This window comes from Streptomyces sp. CB02980, assembly GCF_014451325.2.
Lineage (GTDB): Bacteria > Actinomycetota > Actinomycetes > Streptomycetales > Streptomycetaceae > Streptomyces.
Genome location: NZ_JACSCH020000016.1, coordinates 17666 through 44116, shown reverse-complemented (window position 1 = coordinate 44116; position 26451 = coordinate 17666). Strand labels below are relative to the sequence as shown.

The 26451-nt window shown below is 73.5% G+C and carries 23 protein-coding genes and 2 tRNA genes; 12 read left to right on the top strand and 13 right to left on the bottom strand.

The annotated features are described in order from the left end of the window. Positions 1 to 135 precede the first annotated feature (135 nt). Both E0F75_RS28955 and E0F75_RS28950 read left to right on the top strand, forming a co-directional pair. Positions 136 to 1440 carry a sensor domain-containing protein gene (locus E0F75_RS28955; RefSeq protein WP_229313908.1) on the top strand — a complete coding sequence of 435 codons (1305 nt, stop codon included), beginning with the start codon at positions 136 to 138 and terminating at the stop codon, positions 1438 to 1440. Further along, the gene (locus E0F75_RS28950; protein ID WP_229313907.1) at positions 1371 to 2033 is read left to right on the top strand and encodes a response regulator transcription factor; all 663 of its coding nucleotides are present in this window, start codon (positions 1371 to 1373) and stop codon (positions 2031 to 2033) included. Before E0F75_RS28955 ends, E0F75_RS28950 begins: the two co-directional genes overlap by 70 nt. 67 nt (positions 2034 to 2100) lie before the next feature. Here the strand turns inward: E0F75_RS28950 and E0F75_RS28945 are convergent. Together E0F75_RS28945 and E0F75_RS28940 are read right to left on the bottom strand one after the other, a co-directional pair. Beyond that, positions 2101 to 2174, bottom strand: a tRNA-Lys gene (locus E0F75_RS28945). Between the two features lie 135 nt (positions 2175 to 2309). Beyond that, the gene (locus tag E0F75_RS28940) at positions 2310 to 3068 is read right to left on the bottom strand and encodes an IclR family transcriptional regulator (RefSeq protein WP_229313906.1); all 759 of its coding nucleotides are present in this window, start codon (positions 3066 to 3068) and stop codon (positions 2310 to 2312) included. Between the two features lie 434 nt (positions 3069 to 3502). Here E0F75_RS28940 and E0F75_RS28935 point away from each other — a divergent pair, with 434 nt between their 5' ends. Together E0F75_RS28935 and E0F75_RS28930 are read left to right on the top strand one after the other, a co-directional pair. Further along, positions 3503 to 4576, top strand: a complete 1074-nt coding sequence (locus E0F75_RS28935; protein ID WP_229313905.1) for an LLM class flavin-dependent oxidoreductase — start codon at positions 3503 to 3505, stop codon at positions 4574 to 4576. A gap of 297 nt (positions 4577 to 4873) precedes the next feature. Further along, complete coding sequence (locus tag E0F75_RS28930) at positions 4874 to 6580, top strand: glycosyl hydrolase family 18 protein (RefSeq protein ID WP_229313904.1); 1707 nt, start codon at positions 4874 to 4876, stop codon at positions 6578 to 6580. A gap of 184 nt (positions 6581 to 6764) precedes the next feature. On the opposite strand, the gene E0F75_RS28925 is transcribed toward E0F75_RS28930, so the two are convergent. Next, complete coding sequence (locus tag E0F75_RS28925) at positions 6765 to 8720, bottom strand: EAL domain-containing protein (protein ID WP_308189619.1); 1956 nt, start codon at positions 8718 to 8720, stop codon at positions 6765 to 6767. A gap of 326 nt (positions 8721 to 9046) precedes the next feature. On the opposite strand from E0F75_RS28925, the gene E0F75_RS28920 reads away from it, so the two are divergent. Beyond that, positions 9047 to 10327: a M6 family metalloprotease domain-containing protein gene (locus E0F75_RS28920; protein WP_374115450.1), complete on the top strand. Its 1281-nt coding sequence runs from the start codon at positions 9047 to 9049 to the stop codon at positions 10325 to 10327. An 81-nt stretch (positions 10328 to 10408) separates the two neighbouring features. Here the strand turns inward: E0F75_RS28920 and E0F75_RS28915 are convergent. The 4 genes from E0F75_RS28915 to E0F75_RS28900 all read right to left on the bottom strand — a co-directional run bounded on the left by E0F75_RS28915 (position 10409) and on the right by E0F75_RS28900 (position 12445). Then, positions 10409 to 10482 (bottom strand) — tRNA-Lys (locus E0F75_RS28915). Further along, a complete protein-coding gene (locus E0F75_RS28910; protein WP_229313903.1) occupies positions 10473 to 11099 on the bottom strand; it encodes a bifunctional DNA primase/polymerase in 627 nt (208 codons plus the stop codon). The genes E0F75_RS28915 and E0F75_RS28910 overlap by 10 nt, the downstream gene beginning before the upstream one ends. A 230-nt stretch (positions 11100 to 11329) precedes the next feature. Then, a complete protein-coding gene (locus tag E0F75_RS28905) occupies positions 11330 to 11686 on the bottom strand; it encodes a hypothetical protein (protein WP_229313902.1) in 357 nt (118 codons plus the stop codon). Between the two features lie 144 nt (positions 11687 to 11830). Continuing rightward, the gene (locus E0F75_RS28900; RefSeq protein WP_229313901.1) at positions 11831 to 12445 is read right to left on the bottom strand and encodes a TetR/AcrR family transcriptional regulator; all 615 of its coding nucleotides are present in this window, start codon (positions 12443 to 12445) and stop codon (positions 11831 to 11833) included. A gap of 113 nt (positions 12446 to 12558) precedes the next feature. Here E0F75_RS28900 and E0F75_RS28895 point away from each other — a divergent pair, with 113 nt between their 5' ends. After that, the gene (locus tag E0F75_RS28895; RefSeq protein WP_229313900.1) at positions 12559 to 13143 is read left to right on the top strand and encodes a peroxiredoxin-like family protein; all 585 of its coding nucleotides are present in this window, start codon (positions 12559 to 12561) and stop codon (positions 13141 to 13143) included. A gap of 61 nt (positions 13144 to 13204) precedes the next feature. On the opposite strand, the gene E0F75_RS28890 is transcribed toward E0F75_RS28895, so the two are convergent. The 4 genes from E0F75_RS28890 to E0F75_RS28875 are packed head-to-tail and all read right to left on the bottom strand — an operon-like array spanning position 13205 to position 18051. Further along, entirely contained in the window at positions 13205 to 14575 is a 1371-nt protein-coding gene (locus E0F75_RS28890; protein WP_229313899.1) for an AAA domain-containing protein, read from the bottom strand. After that, positions 14572 to 16158 (bottom strand): hypothetical protein, encoded by a 1587-nt coding sequence (locus tag E0F75_RS28885; RefSeq protein WP_229313898.1) that lies wholly within the window; start codon positions 16156 to 16158, stop codon positions 14572 to 14574. Before E0F75_RS28885 ends, E0F75_RS28890 begins: the two co-directional genes overlap by 4 nt. Continuing rightward, positions 16149 to 17279 (bottom strand): hypothetical protein, encoded by a 1131-nt coding sequence (locus E0F75_RS28880; RefSeq protein WP_229313897.1) that lies wholly within the window; start codon positions 17277 to 17279, stop codon positions 16149 to 16151. Before E0F75_RS28880 ends, E0F75_RS28885 begins: the two co-directional genes overlap by 10 nt. Continuing rightward, complete coding sequence (locus E0F75_RS28875; protein ID WP_229313896.1) at positions 17212 to 18051, bottom strand: phosphatase PAP2 family protein; 840 nt, start codon at positions 18049 to 18051, stop codon at positions 17212 to 17214. Before E0F75_RS28875 ends, E0F75_RS28880 begins: the two co-directional genes overlap by 68 nt. Positions 18052 to 18196: 145 nt before the next feature. Here E0F75_RS28875 and E0F75_RS28870 point away from each other — a divergent pair, with 145 nt between their 5' ends. Continuing rightward, on the top strand, positions 18197 to 18790 hold the full coding sequence (locus E0F75_RS28870) for a histidine phosphatase family protein (RefSeq protein WP_229313895.1): 594 nt from the start codon (positions 18197 to 18199) through the stop codon (positions 18788 to 18790). Between the two features lie 45 nt (positions 18791 to 18835). Here the strand turns inward: E0F75_RS28870 and E0F75_RS28865 are convergent, their stop codons facing one another. Next, positions 18836 to 20122 (bottom strand): tetratricopeptide repeat protein, encoded by a 1287-nt coding sequence (locus E0F75_RS28865; protein WP_229313894.1) that lies wholly within the window; start codon positions 20120 to 20122, stop codon positions 18836 to 18838. Positions 20123 to 20345: 223 nt separating this feature from the next. On the opposite strand from E0F75_RS28865, the gene E0F75_RS28860 reads away from it, so the two are divergent. Together E0F75_RS28860 and E0F75_RS28855 are read left to right on the top strand one after the other, a co-directional pair. Then, the gene (locus tag E0F75_RS28860; RefSeq protein WP_229313893.1) at positions 20346 to 20831 is read left to right on the top strand and encodes a hypothetical protein; all 486 of its coding nucleotides are present in this window, start codon (positions 20346 to 20348) and stop codon (positions 20829 to 20831) included. Between the two features lie 78 nt (positions 20832 to 20909). Continuing rightward, on the top strand, positions 20910 to 21776 hold the full coding sequence (locus tag E0F75_RS28855; protein ID WP_229313892.1) for a spermidine synthase: 867 nt from the start codon (positions 20910 to 20912) through the stop codon (positions 21774 to 21776). A gap of 25 nt (positions 21777 to 21801) precedes the next feature. On the opposite strand, the gene E0F75_RS28850 is transcribed toward E0F75_RS28855, so the two are convergent. Beyond that, positions 21802 to 22380 carry a hypothetical protein gene (locus tag E0F75_RS28850; protein ID WP_229313891.1) on the bottom strand — a complete coding sequence of 193 codons (579 nt, stop codon included), beginning with the start codon at positions 22378 to 22380 and terminating at the stop codon, positions 21802 to 21804. A 78-nt stretch (positions 22381 to 22458) separates the two neighbouring features. Here E0F75_RS28850 and E0F75_RS28845 point away from each other — a divergent pair, with 78 nt between their 5' ends. The 3 genes from E0F75_RS28845 to E0F75_RS28835 all read left to right on the top strand — a co-directional run bounded on the left by E0F75_RS28845 (position 22459) and on the right by E0F75_RS28835 (position 26324). After that, complete coding sequence (locus tag E0F75_RS28845; protein WP_229313890.1) at positions 22459 to 23160, top strand: response regulator transcription factor; 702 nt, start codon at positions 22459 to 22461, stop codon at positions 23158 to 23160. Next, positions 23157 to 24566 (top strand): HAMP domain-containing sensor histidine kinase, encoded by a 1410-nt coding sequence (locus E0F75_RS28840; RefSeq protein ID WP_229313889.1) that lies wholly within the window; start codon positions 23157 to 23159, stop codon positions 24564 to 24566. The genes E0F75_RS28845 and E0F75_RS28840 overlap by 4 nt, the downstream gene beginning before the upstream one ends. Positions 24567 to 24803: 237 nt before the next feature. After that, positions 24804 to 26324, top strand: coding sequence for a cellulose binding domain-containing protein (locus tag E0F75_RS28835; protein ID WP_229313888.1), 1521 nt, complete (start codon positions 24804 to 24806; stop codon positions 26322 to 26324). The last annotated feature ends 127 nt before the right edge of the window (positions 26325 to 26451 follow it).

The following is a 26451-nucleotide window of genomic DNA, read 5'->3' as shown; positions in this document are numbered from 1 at the left end:
GGGGGGGGGGGGGGGGGGGGGGGGGGGGGGGGGGGCCGGGGAGCCGGCGGTCGCGGGGGTAGGCCCAGCCCCACCCCCGCCCCACCCCTCAGCCCCATCGCCCCGCCCCGGCCGGCGGGCCTAACGTGGGGCCGCATGGACCCCCGTACCCCCTGGCAGGCGCTCACCCGGCCCCGGTTCCCCCTCGGACCCTGGCCCTGGCGGGCCGTCGCGTACCTGGCGACCGGCGCGCTCCTCGGGGCCGCCGTCTGCGCCGTGTTCGTGCTGCTCGGGCTGTTCTCCGTCCTGCTCGTCGGGCTGCCCCCGCTCCTCCTCTCCGGGCTCGCCCTCGGCGGCATCGAGCGCCGCCGCCTCCGCCTCGTCGACCTCGACCCCGCCCCCGACCCGCACCGCGTCCCCACCGCCCCCGGCCTCGCCGCCTGGCTCCGGCTCCGGGCGGGGGAGCAGGCGACCTGGCGGGAGTTCGCGTACGCCCTGCTCCTCGCCACCGTCCTGTGGCCGCTCGACCTCCTCGCCGTCGCCGTCGGCATCGGCCTGCCCGTGCTGCTGCTCGGCGCGCCGGTCCAGCTGGCCGTGGACGGCCAGGAGGCCAAGGTCGTCAAGGCGTACCTGGTGACCTCCTACCCGGAGGCCTTCGCCGCCGCCCTCCTCGGCGCCCTGCTCCTCCTCGCCCTCGCCTACCCGCTCGCCGCCGTCGCCGGGGCCCGCGCCGCCCTCGTCCGCGCCCTGCTCACCCCCCGCGAATCCGCGCAGCAGGGCGCGATCGGCGAGGTCATCGCCTCCCGCGCCCGGCTCGTCGACGCCTTCGAGGCCGAGCGGCGCCGGATCGAGCGCGATCTGCACGACGGCGCGCAGCAGCGCCTGGTCGCCCTCACGATGACCCTCGGGCTCGCCCGCCTCGACGCCCCGCCGGGCGGCCCGCTCGCCGGCCAGCTGGCGAAGGCGCACGCGGAGGCCGGGCAGGTCCTGACCGAGCTGCGCGAGCTGATCCACGGCATCCACCCGCAGGTCCTCGCCGACTACGGCCTCGGCCCGGCCCTCACCGACGCCGCCGACCGGTCCGCCGTGCCCGTCGCCACGGACGTCGACCTGCCCCGGCTGCCGGAGTCCGTCGAGAGCGCCGGCTACTTCGCCGGCTGTGAGGCCCTCGCCAACATCGGCAAGCACAGCGGGGCGAGCCGGGCCTCGATCACCGCCCGGCACACCGGCGGTGTCCTCCGGATCGACGTCGAGGACGATGGGCGCGGCGCCGCCGACCCGGCCGGGGGCACCGGTCTCACCGGCCTGGCCGACCGGATCGCCGTCCTCGATGGCACACTGACGATCATGAGCCCGCCGGGCGGGCCGACCCTCCTCCGAGTGGAGATCCCATGCCCCGCACTGAGCGAACGCTCCGCGTCGTCCTCGCCGAGGACAGCGTCCTCCTCCGGGAGGGACTGATCGGGCTCCTGGCCCGCTTCGGTCACGAGGTCGTCGCCGCCGTCGGGGACGCCGACGCGCTGCGCGATGCGGTCACCGCCCACGACCCGGACATCGTCGTGACCGACGTCCGGATGCCGCCAGGTTTCCAGGACGAGGGGCTGCGCGCCGCCGTCGCACTCCGCGCCGAGCGCCCCGCCCTGCCGGTCCTCGTCCTCAGCCAGTACGTGCAGCGCAGCTACGCCGCCGATCTCCTGGACGCGGGCGACGGCACCGGCGTCGGCTATCTGCTCAAGGACCGGGTCGGTCAGGTGGAGGAGTTCCTGGACGCGCTCGCCCGGGTCGCGGACGGCGGGACGGTCGTCGACCCCGAGGTCGTACGTCAGCTGCTCCGCCGGCACCGCGATCCGCTGGAGGCGCTGACCCCGCGCGAGCGCGAGGTCCTGGGTCTGGTCGCGGAGGGCCATTCGAACGGCGCGATCGCCCGCCGCCTGGTCGTGACCGAGGCCGCCGTCGGCAAGCACATCGGCAACATCCTGGCGAAGCTGGATCTGCCGCCGGCCGAGGACACCCACCGCCGGGTCCTCGCCGTCCTGACCTACCTCCGCGCCTAGCCCGCGCCCAGCCCACGCCGGGAACACGAAGAAGCCCCTCGCTTCCGCGAGGGGCTTCTTCCGTCTGTGCGCCGCCAGGGACTCGAACCCCGGACCCGCTGATTAAGAGTCAGCTGCTCTAACCAACTGAGCTAGCGGCGCCTGCTGACAGAGAAAATACTACCCGGTCCCGCGGGGTGCTCATGACCACCCCGCGCGACCGCGCCGTAAGGACCCCCGAATGCCCCGAATACCCCGAATGCCGCGGATTCCTCGGCTCCCCGGGGCCCGGGTCTCTCAGATCGCCAGCGCCATGACCACCGGCGCCGCCCGCCGGTTCAGCGTGTCCGCCGCCGAGCGCAGCCGGTGGGCGTGCTCGATCGGCAGGGAGAGGGCCAGGCAGCCCACGGCGGAGCCGGCCGTCAGCGGAACGGCCGCGCAGACCGTGCCCACCGCGTACTCCTGGAGGTCGAGCACCGGGACGGTCGGCGGCTGGCTGTCCAGCTTGGAGAAGAGGATCCGCTCGCTGGTGATCGTCCGGGAGGTCAGCCGGGCGATCTTGTGCCGGGACAGATGGTCCCGGCGTCCGTTCTGGTCGAGCTGGGTGAGCAGGCACTTGCCGACCGCGCTGGCGTGCGCGGCCGAGCGGAAGTCGACCCACTCGTTGACCTTGGGTGTGCGCGGACCGTCGGCGAACTGGGTGATCTTCACCTCGCCGTCGATGTACCGGCTGATGTAGACCGCCGCGCCGACGGAGTCGCGCGGCTCGGTCAGGGTCTCCTGGAGCTTCGCCTCCAGGGCTTCGCGGCGGGTCATGCCGGAGCCGAGGAGGACGAGGGAGTCCCCGATCACGTACGCGCCGTCGGCGACCTGCTCGACGTACCCCTCACGGCGGAGCATGAGGAGCAGCGAGGTGAGGTGGGCTACGGGCAGGCCGGCTTCGCGCGCGATCTGGACGTCCGTCACTCCGCCACCGTGCCGTGAGATCGTCTCGAGGACGCGCAAGGCGTATTGCACCGAGTGGAACGGCGCGGTGGGCTCGGGCTTCAGCGCCACGGTTTCCCCCTACCAGGTTGTGACCGCAAGCTTTCGTACCACGATAGCCGCCAAGCACCGTTTACGGGGCGGCTGTTGGCGAGAATGATGCGGAGCATCCGGGCCCTGGGCTGGGGCGCACCACCCTGGCATATGCCCTGGTCATGAGTGACCCGGAGAGTCTCAGGTCAGGGACGTGTGTGAGGGGGTTCGCCCATGCGTTCGGCCCTGGGAGAACGCGAGATTTTTTATGGGGAAACGGACGCGGTGGCAGTCGTTCCGGTCGCCTTCCGGCCCCACGCGGTGGCCGAGAAGCATCGGAAGGTCCCCACGGGGCCTCCGGAATAAACGGAGACACCCTCCTGTTGTCATCGAGTCCACGCCGTTCCACGGGTCGTTCAGCCGATCCACGGGGCGTTCATGAGTCCGTACGTGTGCCGAGGAGGGTCCCGAAGGTGACCGACGCTATTCGAGGAGAGGTGCGGGGATCCGCGCCCGTGCCGCTGTCCGTGCTGGACCTGGTGACCGTCGGCAGCGGCAGGACCGCGACCCAGGCGCTCGCCACCAGCGTCGAGCTGAGCAGGCTCGCCGAGCGGCGCGGCTTCCACCGGCACTGGGTGGCCGAACACCACTCCATGCCCGGCGTCGCCTCCTCGTCCCCGGCGGTGATCCTCGCCCACCTCGCCGCCCACACCAAGCGCATCCGCCTCGGCTCGGGCGGCGTCATGCTGCCCAACCACGCTCCGTTGGTCATCGCCGAGCAGTTCGGCACCCTGGAGGCCTTCGCCCCGGGCCGGATCGACCTCGGTCTCGGGCGCGCGCCCGGCACCGACGGGGCGACCGCGGCCGCCCTGCGCCGCACCGCCACCCTGAACGAGGGCGCCGACGATTTCCCGGAGCAGCTCGCCGAGCTGACCCGGTTCCTGGACGACGACTTCCCGGACGGCCACCGGTACGCCCGGATCCACGCCGTGCCCGGCCCGGTGCAGGGCCCGAAGGGGCGGCCGCCGATCTGGCTGCTCGGCTCGTCCGGCTTCAGTGCGCGCCTGGCCGGCCTGCTCGGGCTGCCCTTCGCGTTCGCCCACCACTTCTCGGCCAGGAACACGATCCCGGCACTCGACCTCTACCGGGAGTCCTTCCGGCCCTCCGAGGTGCTCGACGCGCCGTACGCGATGATCGGCGTCTCGGCGCTGGCCGCCGACGAGGCGGCGCAGGCTCACCGCCAGGTCCTCTCCGGTGCCCTCGCGATGCTGCGGCTGCGCACCGGCCGGCCCGGCCTCGTGCCGACGCCGGAGGAGGCGGAGGCGTACGGGTTCAGCCCCGCCGAGCGGGAGTTCGTGAACGAATGGCTGGCGAACATCGTCTACGGCACCCCCGACGAGGTCCGTACCGGCCTGGACGACCTCAGGAAGCGGACGGGCGCGGACGAGCTGATGATCACGGCCAACGCGCACGGCGGGGAGGCTCGGCTGCGGAGCTACGAGCTCATCGCGGACGCGTACGAACTCCCCGAGCTCCCGGAGGAGTAGGGCGCGCCATCTGTTCCGGTCCGGGGGCGGCCGGGTAAAAACCCTGGTCCCCGAGGCCGGTTGGTTCCTGCACGGATCCGGCCCCGCTCCACCCCTAAGTGAACCTTAAACCGCTCGTCACCGATGGTGGCGGGCGGTTCCGTTTTGTGCTGCGCGCCTCTGACGAGGGCTTTCTCCTTCTAATTGGTCTAGTCCTCAATCTGGTTCAGACCATTGACGCACTGTTCACGAGCCGGTTATCACTGCTCCAGCTCCTGTACGGCACCACCCCCGCACTCCCCCCGATGGAGGCCGCACGTGCACCCCCGTAAGCCCCTGATCGCCGCGCTCCTCAGCACGGCCCTCGCCGCCGGCGCCCTCGCGGCGACCGTCGGCCTCGGCTCCGCCCAGGCGGCCGACACGACGACCACTGCCGCTGCGGGCGGTGTGCGCATCGCGTACTACGACCAGTGGAGCGTCTACGGCAACGCGTTCTTCCCCAAGCACCTCGACACCCGGGGCATCGCGGGCCAGCTGGACGTCATCAACTACTCGTTCGGCAACATCCACCCCACCAACCTCACCTGTTTCATGGCGAACAAGGCCGCGGGTGACGACAACAACCCCAACGCGGGTGACGGTGCGGGCGACTCGTACGCCGACTACCAGAAGTCCTTCGGTGCGGCGGACAGTGTCGACGGCGTCGCCGACACGTGGAACCAGCCGATCGTGGGCGTCTTCAACCAGTTCAAGGAACTGAAGGCGAAATACCCCCACCTGAAGATCAATATCTCGCTCGGCGGCTGGACGTACTCCAAGTACTTCAGCGACGCGGCGAAGACGGACGCGAGCCGCAAGAAGCTCGTCTCCTCCTGCATCGATCAGTACATCAAGGGCAACCTGCCCGTCGAGGGCGGCTTCGGCGGCGCGGGCACGGCGGCCGGCATCTTCGACGGCATCGACATCGACTGGGAGTACCCCGGCTCCTCCGGCGGCCACCTGGGCAACCACTACGCCCCGGAGGACAAGCAGAACTTCACGCTGCTCCTCGCCGAGTTCCGCAAGCAGCTCGACGAGTACGGCGCCGCCAACGGCGGCAAGAAGTACCTGCTGACCTCGGCCCTCCCGGCCGGCCAGGACAAGATCAAGTACATCGAGACCGACAAGATCGGCCAGTACTTGGACTACGCCAACATCATGACGTACGACATGCACGGCGCCTGGGACGGCGACGGGCCGACGTACCACCAGTCCCCGCTGTACTCCGGCTCGAACGACCCGACCGACGTGATCGCGCCGGGCACCGAGAAGTACTCGATCGACAACGCCATCGACTCCTGGATCGACGGCAAGCCCGCCTACGGCATCGCCGGCGGCTTCCCCGCCAACAAGCTGACCCTGGGCTACGAGTTCTACTACCGCGGCTGGAAGGGCGTCCCGGCCGGCTCCGCCAACGGTCTCGCGGGCACCGCGACCGGCGGCTCCAACGCCCGCCCGCTCAGCCAGCAGGCCGGCATCGCGCACTACAAGGAGCTCGGCGGCATCGTCGACAACGCGTCGACGACCTTCTGGGACGACCAGGCGAAGTCCTCGTACTTCTACAAGGACGGCGAGTTCTTCACCGGCCTCAACCAGCGCTCCATCCAGGCCCGGGTGGACTACGCCAAGCAGCGCGGCCTGGGCGGCGCGATGATGTACTCGCTCCTCGGTCTGGACGAGAACGCCACCCTGTTGAAGCAGATCAACACGGCGCTCGGCTCCACCACCACCCCGCCGACCACCCCGCCGACGACGCCCCCGACCACTCCGCCCACCACGCCTCCGACCACCCCGCCCACGACCCCGCCCACGACCCCGCCCACGGGCTGCGGCTCGGTCCCGGCGTACGTGGCCGGCACGGTCTACACCGGCGGCACGGTCGTCTCCCACAACGGCCGCAAGTGGCTGGCCCAGTGGTGGACCCAGAACGAGGCCCCCGGCACCACCGGCGAGTGGGGCGTCTGGAAGGACCAGGGCGCCTGCTGAGGCCCTGACCCGGGACCCGGGACACCTCACGTGACCCGCTGAACCCCGCATGAACCGCTGCCCCCGCCCGGAATGTCCCTCCGGCCGGGGGCAGTTCCATGCCTCCGGCCGGAGACGGCTCCGTGCCCCGGGCCCGTACGCGCCACGTGAGTGCCCCGGGCCTCGTACAGACGACGTACGGGCCTCAGACCGGCAGCGGCTCCGCGCCGATCAGCTCCGCGATACGGTCCGGCGCCACCGCCCGCGAGTACAGCCAGCCCTGCCCCGTGTCGCAGCCGATCCTGCGCAGCCGGCTCGCCTGCCCCGAGGTCTCCACGCACTCGGCGGTGACCGTCAGCCCCAGCCGGTGCGCCAGTTGCACCAGCGCCTCGACGATCAGCTCGTCGGCCGGGTTGGCGTGCTCCTCGTCCTGGAAGCCGCGGACGAAGGAGCCGTCCAGCTTGAGCACGGAGACCGGCAGCCGGCTCAGATAGGCCAGGTTCGAGTAGCCGGTCCCGAAGTCGTCGATCGCGATCCGCACCCCCATGTCGCTCAGCGCCTGGAGCGCCTGGAGCGGCCGGCCGGCGGAGCCCATCACGGCCGACTCGGTGAGCTCCAGCTGGAGCAGGTACGGGGCGAGCCCCGTCTCCGCGAGGATGCCGGCCACGTCGGCGACCAGGTCGGAGTCCCAGACCTGACGCACCGCCACGTTGACGCTGACGAAGATCGGGCGCTCGCGCGGATGGTCCTTCTGCCACTGCCGGGCCTGCCGGCAGGCCGTGCGCAGCACCCAGCGGCCGAGCTCCACGATGGAGCCGTCCTCCTCGGCGATCCCGACGAACCGATTCGGCGGAAGGACGCCGAACTGCGGGTGGTTCCAGCGCACCAGCGCCTCCACCCCGCGCACCGCGCCGTCCACCAGATCCACCAGCGGCTGGTACTCCAGGGCGAACTCCCCGCGCTCCACGGCCGGGCGCAGGGTGGAGGAGAGCGCCTGCCGGGTCATCCGGTGCGCGTTGCGCTCCGGGTCGAAGAGGGTCCAGCGGGCCTTGCCGTCCGCCTTCGCCCAGTACAGCGTGGTGTCGGCGTCCTGCATCAGGGCCGTCGCCGTCGTGCCGGACCCGGAGCGCTCGACCACGCCGATCGAGGCGGAGACCGACAGTCGCTGGCCGCCCAGGTCGAAGGGCTGCTGGAGCGCGCACAGCACCGAGCGCGCCAGATCGGCGAGTTGCTCCGTGCCGGTGGAGTCCTCGACCAGGATCGCGAACTCGTCCCCGCCGAGCCGCGCCACGAGATGGCCGCCGCTGCGGGTGTAGCCGTCGCTGTCCGCGCACTCCGTGAGGCGGGAGGCGACGGCGGCGAGGAGCCGGTCGCCGACGCGGTGGCCGAGGGTGTCGTTGACGGCCTTGAAGCCGTCGAGATCGAGGTAGCAGAGACCGATCCGCCCTGTTCTGCCATACCCGTACGACTCGTACGAAGAGCTGATCGTTTCGCCTGGGTCCACCGCGCCCACCGCGCCCGCGATGGCCGAGGCGCTCGCGGTGCCCGCGATGGCCGCGGCGCTCGCGAGGTCCGCCGCATCCTGCGCCGAGGCCTCCAGAGCCGCCGAGAGGCGCTCGAAGAACAGGGCGCGGTTGGGCAGTCGGGTCACCGGGTCGTGCATCTGGAGGTGCCGCAGCCGCGCCTGGAGCTCGCGCCGGTCGCTGATGTCCGCGATCGACAGCAGGACGCGCCGGCTGTCGGGCACGGGGGCGACGGTGACCTCGGCCCACAGCGAGCGCCCGTCGGCGTGCTTGAGGCGGCGGGTGCAGCGGAAGCGGGAGCGCCGGCCGCGCAGCACCTCGCGGTACGCGTGCCAGGTGCGCCCGTCGGACGCGAGGTCGACGAGGTCGGCGGCGGCCTGTTCCCGGAGCGCCTCCGGCTCGGCACCGAGGAGGAGGCCGAAGGAGTCGTTGGCCGCGACGACGACGCCGTCCTGGTCGATGACGGCCATCGCGAGCTGGGCGACGCGGAACGCGGCGCGGTAGTCCCGGAGTTCGGAGGGGGAGCAGCCGACGCGTGGCTCGGCGCCGTACGGGGGGTGACGCTCCGTGAGTGCGGATTCCGCCGCGCGCGTCTCCGGCGGCTCTGGGTGCACCGGTCCTTCGGGGATTCCGCTCACCGCTCGCTCCCGTAGTGCAGTCGGGCCGGTCACATGTGGTCGGGACGGTCGGCCGAGGAAGAGTGTGCCGATCATAGAGCCCGTACGGGGGAGCCTTCCAGCTCCGAGGCGCCTCCGGGGAGCGCCCGCCGCTGTGAGACCGCCCACCGCCGCACTCCGCCCGATCGTTTCTGCGCGGGTCTGACACGGGTCGACGACGACGTGACCGAATGTGACTTTCCGTGAGCTGAAGCGCGCTCGTGTCGCGTCGACCGCGTGGCGCGCCCTCACCCGACCGGGGCAGCGGAAACGTGCGAAACGCGTCAAACCGTCACAAGGTGGGTGGAGTGTCCCGCATTCCCGATCCGGAGGTCCACGTGAGGGGTCAGCAGCCACCCGGGGGAGTGGAACGCTCGCGGCTCCGCGCCGGCGCGGCGGCCCTCACCTCGTTCGCCGCCCTGGCCGCCACCGGGCTCGTCGCCGGCCCCGCCGTCGGCGCTCCCTCGGCGGGTCCCTGCGCCCTGCCCCGCACGGCGGCCCATCACTCGCTCGGCCTCGACACCTGGAACAGGTCGTATCCGCGCCCCGACCGCACCCTCGACGCGGTCATGATCTTCCTGTCGTTCCCGGACGCCGAGCCGCTCACCGATCCGGCCGAACTCGCCGCCGACCACTTCCCCGCCACCAGCGAGTACTTCACCCGCGCCTCCTACGGGCGCTTCCACCTGCGCCCGCACCCCCAGCGCTTCTGGACCCCGATGCCGAAGGAGTCGAGCGCGTACGACATACGGCGTGACTGGGACGCCGGACAGCGCGCCGCCTACCTCCGGGACGCGATCGGCGCCGCCGACGCGAGCGTCGACTTCTCCCGGTACGACATCGTCTACCTGGTCGCCGACCCGGACGCGCCCGGCGTGGACTCCGACGCGACCAAGGTCGTCAACCTGGAGAAGCCGATGGAGGTCGACGGCACCGAGATCAAGCGGGTCGTCACCGTCTTCGAGCGGCATCCGCCCGACCGGAACGTCCTGGCCCACGAGACCGGTCACGTCTTCGACCTGCCCGACCTCTATCACCGACCGGCGGACGGCAAGGGCGACTGGGACACCCATGTGGGTGACTGGGACGTCATGGGCAGCCAGTTCGGGCTCTCCCCGGACCTCTTCGGCTGGCACAAGTGGAAGCTCGGCTGGCTCTCCAGCGCCCAGATCGCCTGTGTCCAGGGGACGGGTCCCCGGATGGTGAGCCTGGAACCGACCGACGCCCAGCCCGCGCCCGGCGCCAGCCTCGGCACCCGGCTCGCCGTGGTCCGTACGGGACCCGACAGCGTCCTCGCGGTCGAGGCCCGGGGCAGCGCCGGGAGCAACGCCGAGACCTGTACCGAGGGTGTCCTCGTCTACCGGGTCCGGGGCAGCGCGGCCTCGGGCGACGGCCCCGTCGAGGTCGTCGACGCGCACCCGCGCACCGAGGCCTGCTGGGACCGCTCCGTCTACCCGCCCCTCGCGGACGCCCCGCTGGAGGAGGGTGAGACGCTCACCGTGCCCGGGACGGGGGTACGGGTGGAGGTCGCGGAACGCACCGGGACGGGCGCCTGGACGGTCAGGATCACCCCGCCCGCCGTCGACTGAGCGGCCGGACCGGGGAACACACCGGAACACGCCGGGAACACGAAGAAGCCCCTCGCTTCCGCGAGGGGCTTCTTCTGTCTGTGCGCCGCCAGGGACTCGAACCCCGGACCCGCTGATTAAGAGTCAGCTGCTCTAACCAACTGAGCTAGCGGCGCCTGCTGACGTCGTAGACATTAGCACCCGGATCGGCGGGAGGAAAAATCGATACCCGCACGTCGGCGACGGATGCCGCCCGGTGGGCCCGCACACAGGCCCAGAGCACGACCTCGGGGCCGGGCAGCCAGGGATTCCGGGTGTCGGGCGCCACCAGCCAGCGGGGCCCGGTGGGCCCGGACGGCACGAGCGGCGGCACGGTCACCGCGTCCCCGATCCCATGACAGAGCGGCCGGGGGACGGTGTCGCCCCATTCCTCCCAGTCCAGCAGCGCCGGCAGCCGCTGGGCCGTGCCCGGCGCGGCGAACAGCATCATCCGGCCCCGGTGCACCGCGACGGGCCCCGAACCCGGGCCCTCCTCCCACAGCCGGTCCAGCATGCGGCGCCCGAAGACCGGGTCCACGTTGACGACGTCGAAGACGGCCCCGCAGGGCAGCGCCGCCGGGGAGGTCGGCCGGGACTCCCAGCGGGTGAGCGCGGCCTCGCGGTTCCCGGTGGCGGAGGCGAGCCAGGAGGCACCGTCGGCGGTCACCCGGGCGGTCTGGTGACGCCCCTCGTCGCCCTCCCGGAGAAACCGGAAGATGTCGTGCTCGGTCTCGTCGCGCGTCCACGTCGTCATGCGTCCAGGTCTACCGGCTGTCACGGATCGGTCGCCGAGAGTTCACGGAATTCCGGACAGAAGGGGAGGGCGAGGAGTATCGTGCACCCCCGGCATATGCCAGGGGTGCTTTTTCGGCCACGAACGACGGAGCCCTCCAGGTGGCCCGGGGGCCTCCGGAGGGCTCGAGGCCGCCGAGTGGCTCGGTCCTCCGCCGGCGAGTGCTCAGTCCTCCGCCGAGCGGTCGAGGCTCAGTCCTCCGCCGGCCGGCCGTTCGTCCTGATCAGGTCGCGGCCGAACTCGATCATCTTCCGGGCGTAGTCCTCGGTCCACTGCGCCCGCTCGGCGACGTCCGCCGGCGTCAGACGGTCGAACCGGCGCGGATCCGCCAGCTGCGCCGCCGCGATCGCCTGGAACTCGGTCGCCCGGTCCGTCGCCGCGCGGAACGCCAGCGTCAGCTCCGTCGCGCGGGACAGCAGCTCCCGGGGGTCGTCCATCGACTCCAGATCGAAGAAATGCTCCGGGTCGGCGGTCGCCTCGGCAGGCTCGAAGACCAGCGGTGCCGGCCTGAGCCGCCGCTGTCCGCTCCGCTCCGCGGGTTCCGCCATCGTCGCTCTCCTCTTCACGCTCACGTTCACGCTGTCCACACCGGCGCGTCGCGCACCGGCTCCTCGCACACGGGCGGCCCGGAACCCCGGGCCGTCTTCCATTGTCCCGCGCCCCGCAAGAGGGCGTCGGGGGACGGGGCGTGGTCAGCCGTCGAGGCCGCGCAGGAGCAGCCGCAGGCCGCCGAAGAACTCCTGGTCGGGGCCGACCTCGCCGGCCGTCCGCGCGGTCTGCGTCAGATACGGGAAGCGGTCCTCGGGCAGCGCGGCGATGGCCGAGGTGCCGGCTCCGGCCAGCGGCCCGAGGTGTTCGAGCTGGATGGCGCCGGTGACGTACCCGTGGAGCGCGCGCAGGGCGACGACCCGCCGTGCGCCGTCGATGCCGGCATCGGTCAGGATGCCGAGCACCGTCTCCGACCAGAGCAGGCCGCCGGGTGCGCGGTGCCGGTGGGTGAGGGTCAGCTGGACGGCCTCCGGATGGCGGACCACGGCGTCGCGCAGGCGCCCGACCATGGTCTCGATCCGGTCCCGCCAGGGCGCGTCCGCGGCGGGCGGGGTGGTGTCGAGGCCGCCCAGGACGCGGTCGACCACGAGCCCCTCCAGCTCCTCGCGGTCGGCGACGTAGCGGTAGAGCCCCATGGGGCTCATGCCGAGTTCCTTGGCGACGGTGCGCATCGACAGGGCGGCGAGTCCGTCGCGGTCGATGACGGCGAGGGCGGCGGCGGCCAGCCGGTCGGGGGTGAGGGAGCGGGGTCGTGGCATGACGGTTGACAGCGTACGCCCTACGCCTACGCTGTTAGGAGTACGCCGTACGCCTACGAGGACGGTGCCCCATGCGCATGCCCCAGACAGCCTCTTCAGCGACCTCGCCCGCGATGTCCTCCACGACCCCGCGCCGCGCCCGGCCGGCCCCCGGCGACCTCGTGCCGAGCCGCGCCCTCACCCCGGTCATCGGCCCCGCGCTGACCCTCCCCGACCCCGGACGGACCACCCACGTGCAGTTCCGGCGCTTCGCGGGCTGCCCCGTCTGCAATCTCCATCTGCGCTCGGTCGTCCGGCGCCACGACGAGATCGAGCGGGCCGGGATCCGGGAGGTCGTGTTCTTCCACTCGCCCGCCGAGGAGCTCCGCGAGCACGTGGCCCACCTGCCGTTCGCCGTCGTCGCGGACCCCGACAAGGTGCTGTACGCCGAGTTCGGCGTGGAGGCCCACCGCCGGGCCCTGCTCGACCCGCGCGGCTGGCCCGCGATCGCCGGGGGCGTGCTCCGCGACACCTGGGAGCTGCTCCGGGGCAGGGGCCGGCTGCCGGCCGGCGCGCAGCCGGCCGGTCGCCTGGGTCTCCCCGCCGACTTCCTGATCGCGCCCGACGGCCGGGTCGTCGCCGTGAAGTACGGCGAGCACGTCTACGACCAGTGGTCGGTCGACGAACTCCTCACCCTGGCGGCGGAACCGGCCCCGTAGAACTCGGGACGTCCACGAGAACTCAGGACGGCCCCGTAGAACTCGGGACGTCCATGAGAACTCAGGGCGTCCAGGCGACCCGGTGCTCCTCAAGGTGGGAGAGGACCGCGTGGTTCGCCTCCCAGCCGTCCGGGAACGACACGGCGACGCCCAGCTGGACCGGCTCGGTCGACGGGTGCGCGTCGAGCAGGTCCGTGACGCCCGCCCGGCAGACCACGATGCACGCGTGCCGGTGCCGGGACGCGAGGACGCACAGCCGGCCCGTCTCCAGGTGGAAGGCGGTCGCGTCGGGGCGCCCGGACAGCGGATGGAGGACGACGGTCACGTCGTACTCACGCCCCTGGAGCCGGTTCGCGGTGTCCACCGTCACGCCCGTGACGCCCAGTTCGGCGAGGGCCGCCCGGATCGCCGCCGCCTGGTCGCGGTGGGCGGTGCCGACCGCGACCCGGTCGGGTGTCAGGGGTACGGGGGTCTCCGAGCGCTCCGAGACCGCGGCGCCGCTCCGGTCGAGGAGCCGGCGCACCACGACGGCGACCGCGCCGACCGCCTCAGGGTCGGTGCGGGGGGTGTGCCGGGCGGGCAGTTCGAGCAGGCCCCAGCCCGACTCCGCCGCCTCGTCGAGGACCCGGTCGGGGCCCGAACCGTCCGACGCGGCCGAGAAGGAGAGCTTCCGGTCCCCGTGCCCGGTGCCGCTGCGGAACGGCGTGAACGGATAGAACGCGTCCGAGACCAGCGGCGCCGCCGAGGCGGGCAGCCGCCAGGACACCGGCAGCCGGTGCTGCGGCAGTTCCGGGTTGTGCGCGAGCAGGGTGGAGACCGCGCTCGCCGACGGGTCGTACGAGAGTCCCGCCCACTGCTCGGCACCCACCACCGAGAACGGGTCCAACTGCCCGGGGTCGCCCACGAACAGCGCCCGCTCGAAGAGCCCCGCCACGGCGAGCAGCGCGTCCGAGCGCATCTGGTACGCCTCGTCGACGATCGCGTGCGCCCACGGCTCGACGTTCTTCACGTGCGCCCACTTGGCGGCCGTGGAGACGACGACCGGCAGCCCGGTCAGCTCACCGGCCTTCGCCGACTTCCGTACGTTCTCCAGGTCGTCGAGCGCCTTGTCGTACGGGTCGCTGTCGTTCGAGTGCAGCCGGCCGACCTCCAGATCCGGCTCCTTCTCGGCGAGCCGCAGGACCAGGTCGTCCACCTGCGCGTTCGTCTGGGCCACCACCATCAGGGGGCGTCCGGCCGCGGCCAGTTCGAGCGCGGCCCGCACCACGAGCGTCGATTTCCCCGCGCCCGGCGGGGAGTCCACGACGACACCGCGCGCGGAGCCGTGCAGGGTGGCCGCGAGGATGTCGGCCGTCGCCCGGCCCGCGGCGGCCGAGGGGTCGAACGGCGCCGCGTCGTCGACGGGCGGCGTCGAGAGGTCGAACACGGTCACAGCACGTCCTCCGCGGTCACGGCGTCAGGCAGTTCCACGACGTCGGTCCGGGGCGGACCGCCGTGCGTCCAGGGCGTCTCCTCCGCCTCCGGCAGCTGCGGCCCGACCCGCTGGTCGTGCTCGAACAGCGTCCAGGCGATCCGCTCGCCCTTCTCCGGCACCGAGCCCTCCGCGGGCTCCTTCGAGCGGCCCATCCTGTCGAGGAGGCGCAGCAGCAGCGCCCCGTCCTCCTCGTACCGCACGAACTCCGCCGACTGCGGCTTCCCGGCGAGCGAGCGGTACACCTTCACCTTCTCGCCCAGGTGCGGCCGGTCCTCGGTGCGGACCGTGAGCAGCGGGCGCGGCGCGGGCCTCTTGGACTCCGTCCACGCCATCGTCACCTCGACCACCTCGGCCGTGAACGCCTCGCCCGACAGCCGCCGTCCGGCGAGCACCAGGGGATCGTCGAGGGCCTCGTGCGCCTCCAGCTGGCCCTGCGCCTGCTCGCGCGCGGCGAGCTTCCGGGCCGCCGTCACGGCGTCGTCCCGGCGCGGCTGCGGCGGCTCGCCTGCGGTGACCCGGTCCCGGTGGGCGGTGAAGGACCAGCGGTCGCGGGTCCAGCGGTCCTCGACCCTGGCCCCCTCCGGCAGCTCCCGCAGCAGGCCGATCGCCCGCCAGACCGCGTCCCACGTCGGCTTCGTCTGTGAGACGACCAGCCGGCGCAGCTCCCGCTCGGCCCGGTGCAGTTCGCCGAGTCCGCGCTCGGCCGCCTCGCCGTCCTCGGCGGCGCCGACGGCCTGCCGGGCCCGGTCGTACCGCTCGATCGCCGGCGCGAGGAGCCCGTTGTCGAAGGCGGGATCGGTGGCGGGACCGGCGGGCGGGCACAGCAACTGCCCCGCGGAGTCCCGCCCGGCCTCGGCCCGCAGTGCCGCCTCGGCGCCCGGCTCACCGCCGTGGTCGATCCACGCGAGCAGCGCGCCCAGGTGCTGGTCCTCCAGGGAGGACTGGCCGGTCGCCCAGTGCCGGTTGAGGAGATCGGTCGCCGACAGCAGCAGCGAGGAGCCGGGCACCCGGGCCCGGTCGCCGAAGTGCGTCAGCCAGCGCCCGAGCAGCGGGACGCGCGGCGGCGCGGGGAACGGCGTCTCCGGGTCCTGCTCGGCCGTCCGCCGGAACCGCGTCGACCGCCCGAGCAGCCGTACGTACTCGATGCCCGCCCGGCTCGGCACGATCAGCTGCGGCGCGTCCGCGCACAGCTCGACCTCGACCTTCACCTTCTTGCCGGTCTCGGGATCGACCTCGCTCTTCTCCGCCGCCTCGACGGCCTCCGCGAAGGAGTCGATGTACGGCAGGACCTCCTCTGCCAGATCGGCGAGGAACGCGAACCGCAGGTCCCGGTCCCGGGGCTGGGCCACCACCAGGAGCCGCGGCTCCTCCGGGTCGGTGCCGACGAGCGCGCCCAGCGGGGCGCCCGCCTCGCCGGCCGTGGTCAGCGGCACGAGGACGAGCGGCCGCTCGGACAGCCGCCGGTGCCGGACGGTCGCCAGGGGCTGCGCCCGGCCGGACTCGACGGCCTCCATACGGGCGAGGGTGGAGATCAGCGACATGCCCGGGCCCCCGCTCCCGACAGCGCTTCCTCGCGCAGCGCCCGCGCCCTGCGCAGCGCCGCCACCGCCGGGTCCTCCGGGTCGCCCTCCTCGCCCCGCGCCGCCGCGAGGACCGCGGCGACCGTCGTCAGGCCGCCGAGCTCACCCCGTACCGAACGGCCCAGGGTCTCCACCGCGTCCGCCTGCCGGGCCCGCGAGCGGCAGTGGAAGGCCAGCTCGCAGGCGGCCAGGCACTCCGGCGCGTACTGATGGGGCACGCATTCCACGGCCGCCGCCAGCTCCTCGGCCGAGCGCTCCGCCACATCGAAGCTGACACCCTCCGGCAGCGCCGCCGCGATCTCGTCGATCCGGGTCAGCCGGTCGAGCTGGCGCCGGGTGACCGACCGCTGTTTGCGCACGTCGACGACCGAGGCCGTCGGCAGGTTGGAGAAGTCCTTCGGGCAGACGAGGAGCACCGACCGGGCGACCCGGGCGCCCTCGGTCACCGCAGCCACCCGTTCGAGCGCGAGCACGTACACGGCGGCCTGCCGGGCCGCCGCGCCGACCTTCGACGCGTCCGCCGCGCCGTCGACCATCGGGAAGGACTTGATCTCCACGACCGTCCACCCGCCGTCGGGCCGGACCACCACCGCGTCCGGCTCCAGGTACACCGGCGAACCGGCCACCTCCAGGGCGAGCAGCGGATGGTCGAGCAGCGTCCACGCCCCCGCGGCGGTCGCCTCCCGCAGGGCGAGGGCCGTGCGCGCCACCCGTCCCTCGGGTCCGGCGGCCGCGAGCTCGGGCACGGACACCGTGCCCGGATCCTCGACGCCGATCAGGCGCAGCAGCTCGCGGCCGCCGTCCGCCTTGACCTTCGCCTCGAAGGAGTTGCCCCGGACGATCGCGAACTGGGACTGCCCGAACGGGGCCGGCGAGCCGAGCTTCGCGGCCAGCGCGGACTTGTCGACCCCCGCGCCGTCGAGCAGGGCCCGGCGCCGGCAGCCGGGGTTGGCGGCCAGCGCCGCGAGGGCCCGCGCGTCCAGCGGACGCGGCGGGGTGGCCGGTCCGCGCAGCTCAGCGAGCTGCCGTCGACGTGTCGTCTGCGGAGGTCGGGACAGACCGCTGTCCAGGGATGCGCTCACCCGTGGAAGTCTCGCATCCGGCACTGACAACCGGGGGCGCTTCGGCCGTCCCGCGCAGTCGCCGGGCGAGCCGCAGCGCGTGCGGGGTGAGGAGCAGACCGGCGCCCATCACGGCGGCGCCGGCGACCGCGTCGAGCAGATAGTGGTTGGCGGTCCCCATCACGACCAACGTCGTGACCAGCGGATACGCGAGCCCGAGCGCCTTGGTGACGGGTGTCCGCCCGTACCGCCAGAGCATCACCCCGCACCACAGCGCCCAGCCGACGTGCAGGCTGGGCATGGCCGCGTACTGGTTCGTGAGACCGCCGAGCCCGCGCGGCGCGCTGGCCTCGCCGCCCCACCAGCCGTAGGCGCTGAAGTACGCCATCGTGTCGGTGAAGCCGTACGCCGGGTCGAGCAGCCGGGGCGGGCAGGTGGGCAGCAGGGTGAAGCCGGCCAGACCGAGCAGGGTGGAGAGCATCAGCCAGGTGCGGGCGGCCCGGTAGTGGGCGGGGCGGCGGCGGAAGAGCCAGACCAGGATCGCCGGGGTGACGAGATAGTGCAGCGAGGCGTACGCGAAGTCCGCCGGGATCCCGAGCGCGGGCACGTCCGTGAACAGCCGGTTCAGCGGGTGCTCGGCGTCGATCCCGAAGAGCCGTTCCAGCCGCAGGATCGCAAGCCCGTGCTCGACGGCCGAGGCCTCGTCGCCCCGGACGAGCAGCCGACCGCCCGAATAGGCCGCGTACACGACCGCGATCAGCGCCGATTCGGCCCACCAGCGTGGCTTGCGCATACGAAAAGGTCCCCCCAACCAGTGATCGCCCCGGGGGAGGGGACGCCGGAGGCCGCCCGGGGGTTGCCCGGAGGTCACCCCCAATCCACGTGGGCGATGATGGACGGAGGCACGTCCGCACCGTGAACCCCTGGAGATCCTTCCCATGGCACCGCGCATCCTGCTCGCCCGGCACGGCCAGACCGAGTGGTCACTTCTCGGCCGGCACACCGGCAGGACCGACATCCCCCTGCTCGACGAGGGGCGGCGCGGCGCGAAGCTCCTGGGCGAGCGTCTCCACCGCGGTCCCTGGCAGGGACTGCCCGGTGTGGAGGTGCGCACGAGCCCCCTGGTCCGCGCGAGCGAGACCTGCGAGATCGCCGGATTCGGCGAGCGGGCGGAGCCCTGGGACGCGCTGATGGAGTGGGACTACGGGGCGTACGAGGGGCTGACCCCGCCGCAGATCCAGGAGATCCGGCCGGGCTGGTTCATCTGGCGCGACGGAGTGCCGGACGGCGAGACCCTGGCGCAGCTGTCGGACCGTGCCGACGAGATCGTGAACTGGGCCCGCTCGGCCGACCGTGACGTCCTGGTCTTCGCCCACGGCCACATCCTGCGGTCGATCGGCGCCCGCTGGCTCGGCGAGGACGTCTCCTTCGCCTCCCGCATCCGCCTCGACCCGACGAGCCTGTCCGTCCTCGGCTGGGCGTACGGCGCCCCCGCGGTCGAGCGCTGGAACGACACCGGGCACCTGGAGTAGGCGCCACCGGGCACCTGGAACAGCGGGCGGCCCCGGCCGGGGCCGTCAGTACGCGGCCAGTGCCTGGCGGGTGTCCGAGAGCATCCCGCGGATCCGCGCCGAGGCGATGCCCTCCAGGGAGTCCACCACCCGCTTCGCCTCCGCCGCGGCCTCGTCCGGGCGGCCCGCGTGCGCCAGGTTCTTGGCGAGATGGGCGCGGTAGAGCGCCAGGTTCCGCGCGAAGTGCGGGTTCTGCAGGACCGTGGCCCGGTGGGAGTGCCGGGCCGCCCGGCCCCAGTCGCCCAGGGCCGACCAGCACTGGGCCTCCAGCGCCTCCCGCTCCGGCTCCCCGAAGAACGACATCCACTCGGGGTCGTCGTCCGCCGCGCCCCGGTCGAAGAAGCCGTGGGCGCGGCCGAGGGCCTGCTCGCAGGCCGACCTGTCACCGAGCCCGGCCCACGCGGCCGCCTCCCGCAGCGAGAGCAGCGAGAGCAGCCGGGCCGAGTCCAGCGGCTGCGCGGCCCGCAGGCCCGCCTGCGCCGCCCGCACCGCCTCGCGGAACCGGCCGGTGTCCCGGGCGAGGAAGGACGTGTTGCAGAAGGCGTGCGCCTCCAGGGCCGCGTTCCCCGACACGCGCGCGGTGGCGAGGGCCTCGGCGTAGTGCGAGCGGGCGTCGTCGTGCCGGCCCGAGTCGTGGGCCAGCCAGCCCACCGAGAGGGAGAGCTCGCCCGCGCCCGCGTGCAGCCGGTCCTCGGTGGAGCGGCGGGTCATGGCGCCCGCGTCGAGCAGCGCGTACGCGGCCCGGAGCGGGTGGGAGGCGACCTTGTAGAGCCCGTCGGCGCCGTGCCGGTCGTCGAGCAGACGGATCTGCCGTACGGCGTCCTCGACGGCCCGCACCTCGGCGTCGCCGATCCGGTGGGTGCCGCGGGGGGCGGGGATCGCGACGGCGGGGCCGCCGAGTCCCAGCGAGGCGGCCGCCAGGGTGGCGGAGCCGCTCGTCATGAATGCGCGACGCAGCACGTCGCTCTCCTCATCGTTCCGGGTCGGGAGTGCCGCGGGAGCCGGAGCCCCGGCCGCGACCGGCTGCCGCCGGCCGCGCACCGTCTCCCGCGCGGAGAAGCCCAGGTCGGAGAGACCCAGACCGGGGAACATGTGCAGGAAGACCCGCTCGTACGCGTAGTTGGGGCAACGGATCTCGCCCGCCTCCACGCGCCCGATGTAGCGGGCGTCGCACGCGACCTGTTCGCCGATCTCCCGCGCCGCCCGGCGGACCGCTGCGGCGAACTCCGCCGGCGAGTGCTGTCCGCGGAGCCGGCGGAAGGCGAGATTGGGAACTGCCCGTGACATCGCCATGGCCGAGCCCTCTCCTGTGCTGCCGGGTGGTCCGGCGGCAAGAACGTACCTGCTGTGACCGGATGCATACGCAGAGTTTGGCTACAAATCGGATATCTCGCCTGTGATCTGCCATGAACTGCCATCCTTTGCGGCGGCATGGCGCCGTAGCCGTTGACGCGCACGGGCGTTGAACCGTAAGGGAGAGACGGAACGTGTCTCCTCAGGAGCGAGGAGGGGTCCCATGTCGGAGATCGGTTCCCAGTCGGCCACGCGCCAGGCGCCCGCCCCGGACGCCCGCGCGTCCCGGACCACCCCCCAGGACCGCAGTCCGGTTCCGGCCGCGGCCCAGCAGCCCGCCGAACCCTGGGACCTGGTGACCGTGCCGGTCCGACAGGGCCTCGAGGCCGTCGACATCCTGCGGCGCGGCGCGGGCCCCGCCGTCGGCCCCGTCGTCCACGACGGCACCTGCGACACCCTCGGCTTCCTCGTCCCGCCCGGAACGGCCGCCGCCTGGGACATGCCCGGCAGCGCGTGTACCCGGACCTCGGGCCGCGGCCTGCGCCTCCCCGAGCTGCCGGAGCTGCCCGAACCCGCCGGGGACGCGCCCCGCCCCGCCGGCTGGCTGCTGCCCCCCGGCGACACCGACCCCGTCACCGACCCCGTCGTCCTGCGCGAGGCGCTCGGCGAGGCGGCCCGGCTCATCGAGGCGGCGGACGGCTGCCACTGAGGGCGGCCGCGGAGGTCCCGTCGCCACGGTCCCGGGGCCGCCGGGCGGGGCCGGGGCGAATGCCCCGATAATGGGCCCGTGGCCAGGAACAGACAGCGCGACCGGGCGGCGTCCGCCGCCTCCGTCGTCGAGACCGTCGACGGCGGGCTCGCCGAACTCATACCCGACCGGGAGCGCCCCCGCGCCTGGACCCTGCTCATCGACGGCGCCCCGCAGTCCCATGTGGACCTCGACGACCCGGCCCACCTCACCTTCGAGTACCAGCGGCGCCTCGGCCACATCGCCGACCTCGTCGCCCCGCCGAACCGGCCGCTGCAGGTCGTCCACCTCGGCGGCGGCGCCTTCACCCTCGCCCGGTACGTCGCCGCGACCCGGCCCCGCTCCACGCAGCAGATCGTGGAACTCGACGGGCTCCTCGTACAGCTCGTCCGCCGGGAGCTGCCGCTCGACGCCGGGGCCCGGATCCGGGTCCGCTCCACCGACGCCCGCGCCGGGCTCGCCAAGGTCCAGGACGGCTGGGCCGACCTCGTCATCGCCGACGTGTTCAGCGGGGCCCGTACCCCGGCACATCTGACCAGCACCGAGTTCCTCGGCGAGGTACGGCGGGTGCTGCGTCCCGGCGGCTTCTACGCCGCGAACCTCGCCGACGGCCCGCCGCTGACGCACCTCCGCGGTCAGATCGCCACCGCCGCGGCCGTCTTCCCCGAGCTGGCCCTGGCCGCCGACCCGACGGTGCTGCGCGGCCGCCGCTTCGGCAACGCGGTGCTGCTCGCCTCCGACCGGGAACTGCCGGTGGCGGAGCTGACCCGCCGGGTCGCCACCGACCCGCACCCGGGCCGGGTCGAACACGGGCGGGCCCTCGCCGACTTCGCCGGGGGAGCGGCGCCGGTCACCGACGCGAGCGCCAAGCCCTCACCCGTACCGCCCGCGTCCGTCTTCCGCTGACCGGCCGATCGCCCGGGGCATCGCGTCAGACCGAGCGGTCGTCGATCTCCACGCGGGGCGCGGTGTCGTGCCAGACGCAGAAGACGGACAGTTCACGGCCGTTCGCCGTGAACGTGACCCGGATCCAGCTCGTCTGCTTCCACACCTGCATCTGCCAGCCGGAGGCGGGGATCGCCGAGACCAGCTCGGCCGAGTCCTCGCCCAGGTCGAAGGTGACCCGGCCGCCGTCCACCGTGTACGTCTTCACGTTCGAGTCGGCGGGCGGCGTGGTGACGGGGGGCGCCTGCGTCGTCGGCCTCGCCGTCCGCGAGGGCGACGTGGAAGGGGTGGCCGGCGTCGAACGGTCACCGCTCGGCGACGGCTTCCTCGTGACGGCCGCGGTGGGCTCGACGGTCTCGGGCCGGTGGGTCGAGGAGGACAGCGGATCGCTGCCGGCCGTGTCCGGTTCACCGGCGCTTCCGGCCGGGAGGGGCAGCGCGCGCGGAGGGTCGTACACCGTCCCGGACATGACCGTGTGCACTCCCCACCAGGAGAGCGTGACCGCCGCGCCGGTGGCGAGCGACCAGGCCAGGGCGTGAACGAGTCCTCTTCGCATCCGGGCCATACTGCACCACACCGTCCCCGCCCTCACCGCAGGGTGCTCCTTGCCTCACAATCCCCCGAATGGCGTACGGTGCGGCCCATGGCAAGTGTGCTCGTGGTCGAGGACGACCAGTTCGTGCGCTCCGCCCTCATCCGCCGGCTCTCCGAGGCCTCCCACACGGTACGGAGCGTCGGTACGGCTCTGGAGGCGTTGCGCGAGGTCGCCCATTTCCGGTTCGACGTGGTCATCCTGGACCTCGGACTGCCCGATCTGGACGGGTCGGAGGCGCTCAAGATGCTGCGCGGGATCACCGACGTACCGGTGATCATCGCGACCGCCCGGGACGACGAGGCGGAGATCGTACGGCTCCTCCACGCGGGCGCCGACGACTACCTCGTGAAGCCGTTCTCGGTCGACCACCTCTCGGCCCGGATGGCCGCCGTCCTGCGCCGGGCCCGGTCCGCCGCGGGCGAGGCACCGCCGCCGCGGGTGATCTCGGTCGGCGGTCTCACCGTCGACCCGCTGCGCCGGCAGGCGGAACTCGACGGGGCACCCCTGGATCTGACCCGGCGGGAGTTCGACCTGCTCGCCTTCCTCGCCGGGCGGCCCGGCGTCGTCGTCCCGCGCAAGGAGCTGCTCGCCGAGGTGTGGCAGCAGTCGTACGGGGACGACCAGACCATCGACGTACATCTGTCGTGGCTGCGGCGGAAACTGGGTGAGACGGCCGCCCGGCCCCGCTATCTGCACACCCTGCGCGGGGTCGGCGTGAAGCTGGAGCCGCCCCGGGAGCCGCAGCCGTGAGATGGGCGCTCGTCAAGGTGTCGCTCGCCGTCACCGTCATGGTCGTCGTCGCCTTCGCCGTACCCCTCGGGCTCGTCGTCAAGGAGATGGCCCGCGACCGGGCGTTCTCCAACGCCGAACGGCGGGCGGCCGGCCTCGCCCCCGTGCTCGCCATCACCACCGACCGCGACGAGCTCGACAAGGCCGTCGCCACCACCGAGGACGGGGCCGCCGGGCGGCTCGCCGTCCATGTGCCGGCCGCCGAACCCGGGGACCCGGGCCTGGAGATCGGCACCCGGCGGGCCGGCGAGGAGGAGCTGTCCGCCACCCGCCGGCTCGGCCGGGCGTCCATCGCCGAGGTGCCGGGCGGCTTCGCACTGCTCCAGCCCACCGCGCTCAGCAGCGGCGAGGTCGCCGTCGTCGAACTCTTCGTCCCCGAGGGCGAGGTGTCCAACGGTGTCGCCACCGCCTGGCTGGTCCTCGCCGGGGTCGGCATCGCCCTGATCGTCGGCTCGGTCGCCGTCGCCGACCGGCTCGGCGTCCGGATGGTCCAGCCCGCGCAGCGGCTCGCGGGCGCCGCCCACGACCTCGGCGAGGGCAGGCTCGGCGCACGCGTCCCCGAGGAGGGGCCGCCCGAACTCAAGTCGGCCGCCGTCGCGTTCAACTCGATGGCCGACCAGGTCGTCCAACTCCTGGCCAACGAGCGGGAACTGGCCGCCGACCTCTCCCACCGGCTCCGCACCCCGCTCACCGTGCTCCGGCTCAACGCGGCCTCGCTGGGCTCGGGTCCGGCCGCCGAGCAGACCCGCGCGGCCGTCGAGCAGCTGGAGCGCGAGGTCGACATCATCATCCGGACCGCCCGGGACGCGAAGCCGCAGACCCAGGCCACCGGACCCGGCGCGGGCTGCGACGCCGCCGAAGTGGTGCGCGAACGCATGGAGTTCTGGTCGGCGCTCGCCGAGGACGAGGGCCGCCGGGTCCGCGTCGCGGGCGTCGAGCGTCCGGTCCGCATCCCGGTCGCCCGCCCCGAACTCGTCGCCGCGCTCGACGCGTTGCTCGGCAACGTCTTCCGGCACACCTCCGAGGGCACGGCCTTCTCGATCGACGTCCACAACGGCGAGGACGCCGTCATCGTCCTCGTCTCCGACGCGGGCCCCGGCATCGCCGACCCGGCCGCCGCGCTCGCCCGCGGCAACAGCGGGGCCCGGGACGGCTCCACGGGCCTCGGCCTGGACATCGTGCGACGGATGGCGGAGACCACCGGCGGCGACGTCCGCATCGGGCACTCGGTGCTCGGCGGTACGGAGGTCCGGATCTGGATCGGCCTCGACGGACGCCGCACGGGCGGCGCGTCCGGCCGCCGCGGTCGCCGCCCGGCCCGCCGGCGGCGCGGGGGGACGGGCACCCGCAGGGCCGCCGAGGGCTGACGGCACCGACCGCGCCCCGGACGGGCGTTCGGCCGCATCCGCGCCGGCATCGGGGTCAGTCGGTGCACCCCGTACCGGCGTCGGCCGCGCCCCAACCTTTCGTGGCTCCGATGCCTTCCTTAAGCGGAGCCTAAGGATCCCCAGCCGCGTCCCCGGACGCCGGTTTGTCCGTTTCCCGGTCGCTAGCGTGCTGCCGCACCCCCTCCCCACCCCCCAGTACGCAGAGGCAGGCACGCGATGGGCACCAGTTCGCACCGGCGCACGGCGAGCACCAGGACCAAGGTCGTCGGAGCGGTCGTCGCCGCCGCGGTCGTCGGCGGCGCCGCGTTCGCGCTCACCGGTACGGCCCAGGCCGCGGCGGTCGGCGCCGCGTACACCAGGACCAGCTCCTGGACCGGCGGCTACACCGGGCAGTACGTCGTCACCAACGAGACCTCCGCCGCCCAGGCCGACTGGACCCTGGAGTTCGACCTCCCGGCCGGGACGACCATCGGCTCCCTCTGGAACGGCGAGCACACCGTCTCCGGCAGCCACGTCACGGTGAAGCCCGCCAGCTGGAACAAGCAGCTCGCGCCCGGCCAGTCCGTCACCGTCGGCTTCGTCACCTCCGCCGCAGGACAGGCCGGCGACCCCGCCAACTGCCTGATCAACAAGGCGGCCTGCTCCGCCGGAGGCACCGCCCCCACCCCCAGCGGCCGCCCCACCACGACCGCTCCCACTCCCACGGCCACCCCGAAGCCGACCGCCACCGCCACGGCCACCACGAGCCCCACGCCGACCGCCACCGCCACCACCACGGCGCCCCCGAAGCCCACGGCCACCCCCACTCCCACCCCGACGCCCACGGCGACCGGCGGGCCCGTCACCGCCGCCAGGTACGCCCCGTACGTCGACACCTCGCTCTACCCGGCGTACGACCTCCTCGCCACCGCCGACGCCACCGGTGTGAAGGAGTTCAACCTCGCCTTCATCACCTCCGGTGGTTCCTGCGCCCCGCTGTGGGGCGGGGTCACCGACCTGGCGAACGACAGGGTCGCGGCCCAGATAGGCGCCCTGCGCGCCAAGGGCGGCGACGTCCGGGTCTCCTTCGGCGGCGCCGCCGGGCACGAGCTGGCTCTGAACTGCTCGTCCTCCTCGGCGCTGGCCGCCGCGTACGGCAAGGTCATCGACCAGTACAAGCTGACCAAGGTCGACTTCGACGTCGAGGGCGCGGCCCTGCCCGACACCGCCGCCAACACCCGCCGCTCGCAGGCGATCGCCCAGCTCCAGAAGTCCCACCCCGGCCTGAACGTCTCCTTCACCCTGCCGGTCATGCCCGAGGGCCTGACCCAGCCGGGCGTCGACCTGCTCGCCGACGCCAAGCGCAACGGCGTCCGCATCGACGCCGTCAACATCATGGCGATGGACTACGGGCCGGCCTACAGCGCCGACATGGGCACGTACGCCATCCAGGCCGCGACCGCGACCCAGGCGCAGATCAAGGGTGTTCTCGGGCTCTCCGACGCGGCCGCCTGGAAGGCCGTCGCCGTCACCCCGATGATCGGCGTCAACGACGTCGTGAGCGAGATCTTCAAGGTCGACGACGCCACCCAGCTCGTCGACTTCGCGAAGTCCAAGGGCATCGGCTGGCTCTCGATGTGGTCCTCGACCCGGGACAAGCAGTGCGCGGACGGCGCGGTGAACCGCGCCGACGCCACCTGCTCCTCGATCCTCCAGCAGCCGCTGGCCTTCACGAAGGCCTTCGCCGCCTACAAGTAGGCCGGTCCCCAGAAGCCATCGCGCCCCCCACACCGCGCGCCCCGGCCGGAGCCACCCCACCTCCCGGCCGGGGCGCGCACCCCTGTGCCCGTCGCCCGTCAGGCCCGGGAGGTCTTCCACCACCCCA

Bases quoted from the DNA above. Each gene is read 5' to 3' on its own strand.
- E0F75_RS28885 (WP_229313898.1), bottom strand. From the start codon at position 16,158: ATGTCGCTGATCTCCACCCTCGCCCGTATGGAGGCCGTCGAGTCCGGC.
- E0F75_RS28875 (WP_229313896.1), bottom strand. From the start codon at position 18,051: ATGCGCAAGCCACGCTGGTGGGCCGAATCGGCGCTGATCGCGGTCGTG.
- E0F75_RS28865 (WP_229313894.1), bottom strand. From the start codon at position 20,122: ATGGCGATGTCACGGGCAGTTCCCAATCTCGCCTTCCGCCGGCTCCGC.
- E0F75_RS28835 (WP_229313888.1), top strand. From the start codon at position 24,804: ATGGGCACCAGTTCGCACCGGCGCACGGCGAGCACCAGGACCAAGGTC.
- E0F75_RS28870 (WP_229313895.1), top strand. From the start codon at position 18,197: ATGGCACCGCGCATCCTGCTCGCCCGGCACGGCCAGACCGAGTGGTCA.
- E0F75_RS28845 (WP_229313890.1), top strand. From the start codon at position 22,459: ATGGCAAGTGTGCTCGTGGTCGAGGACGACCAGTTCGTGCGCTCCGCC.
- E0F75_RS28955 (WP_229313908.1), top strand. From the start codon at position 136: ATGGACCCCCGTACCCCCTGGCAGGCGCTCACCCGGCCCCGGTTCCCC.
- E0F75_RS28900 (WP_229313901.1), bottom strand. From the start codon at position 12,445: ATGCCACGACCCCGCTCCCTCACCCCCGACCGGCTGGCCGCCGCCGCC.
- E0F75_RS28905 (WP_229313902.1), bottom strand. From the start codon at position 11,686: ATGGCGGAACCCGCGGAGCGGAGCGGACAGCGGCGGCTCAGGCCGGCA.
- E0F75_RS28910 (WP_229313903.1), bottom strand. From the start codon at position 11,099: ATGACGACGTGGACGCGCGACGAGACCGAGCACGACATCTTCCGGTTT.
- E0F75_RS28895 (WP_229313900.1), top strand. From the start codon at position 12,559: ATGTCCTCCACGACCCCGCGCCGCGCCCGGCCGGCCCCCGGCGACCTC.
- E0F75_RS28860 (WP_229313893.1), top strand. From the start codon at position 20,346: ATGTCGGAGATCGGTTCCCAGTCGGCCACGCGCCAGGCGCCCGCCCCG.
- E0F75_RS28850 (WP_229313891.1), bottom strand. From the start codon at position 22,380: ATGGCCCGGATGCGAAGAGGACTCGTTCACGCCCTGGCCTGGTCGCTC.
- E0F75_RS28950 (WP_229313907.1), top strand. From the start codon at position 1,371: ATGCCCCGCACTGAGCGAACGCTCCGCGTCGTCCTCGCCGAGGACAGC.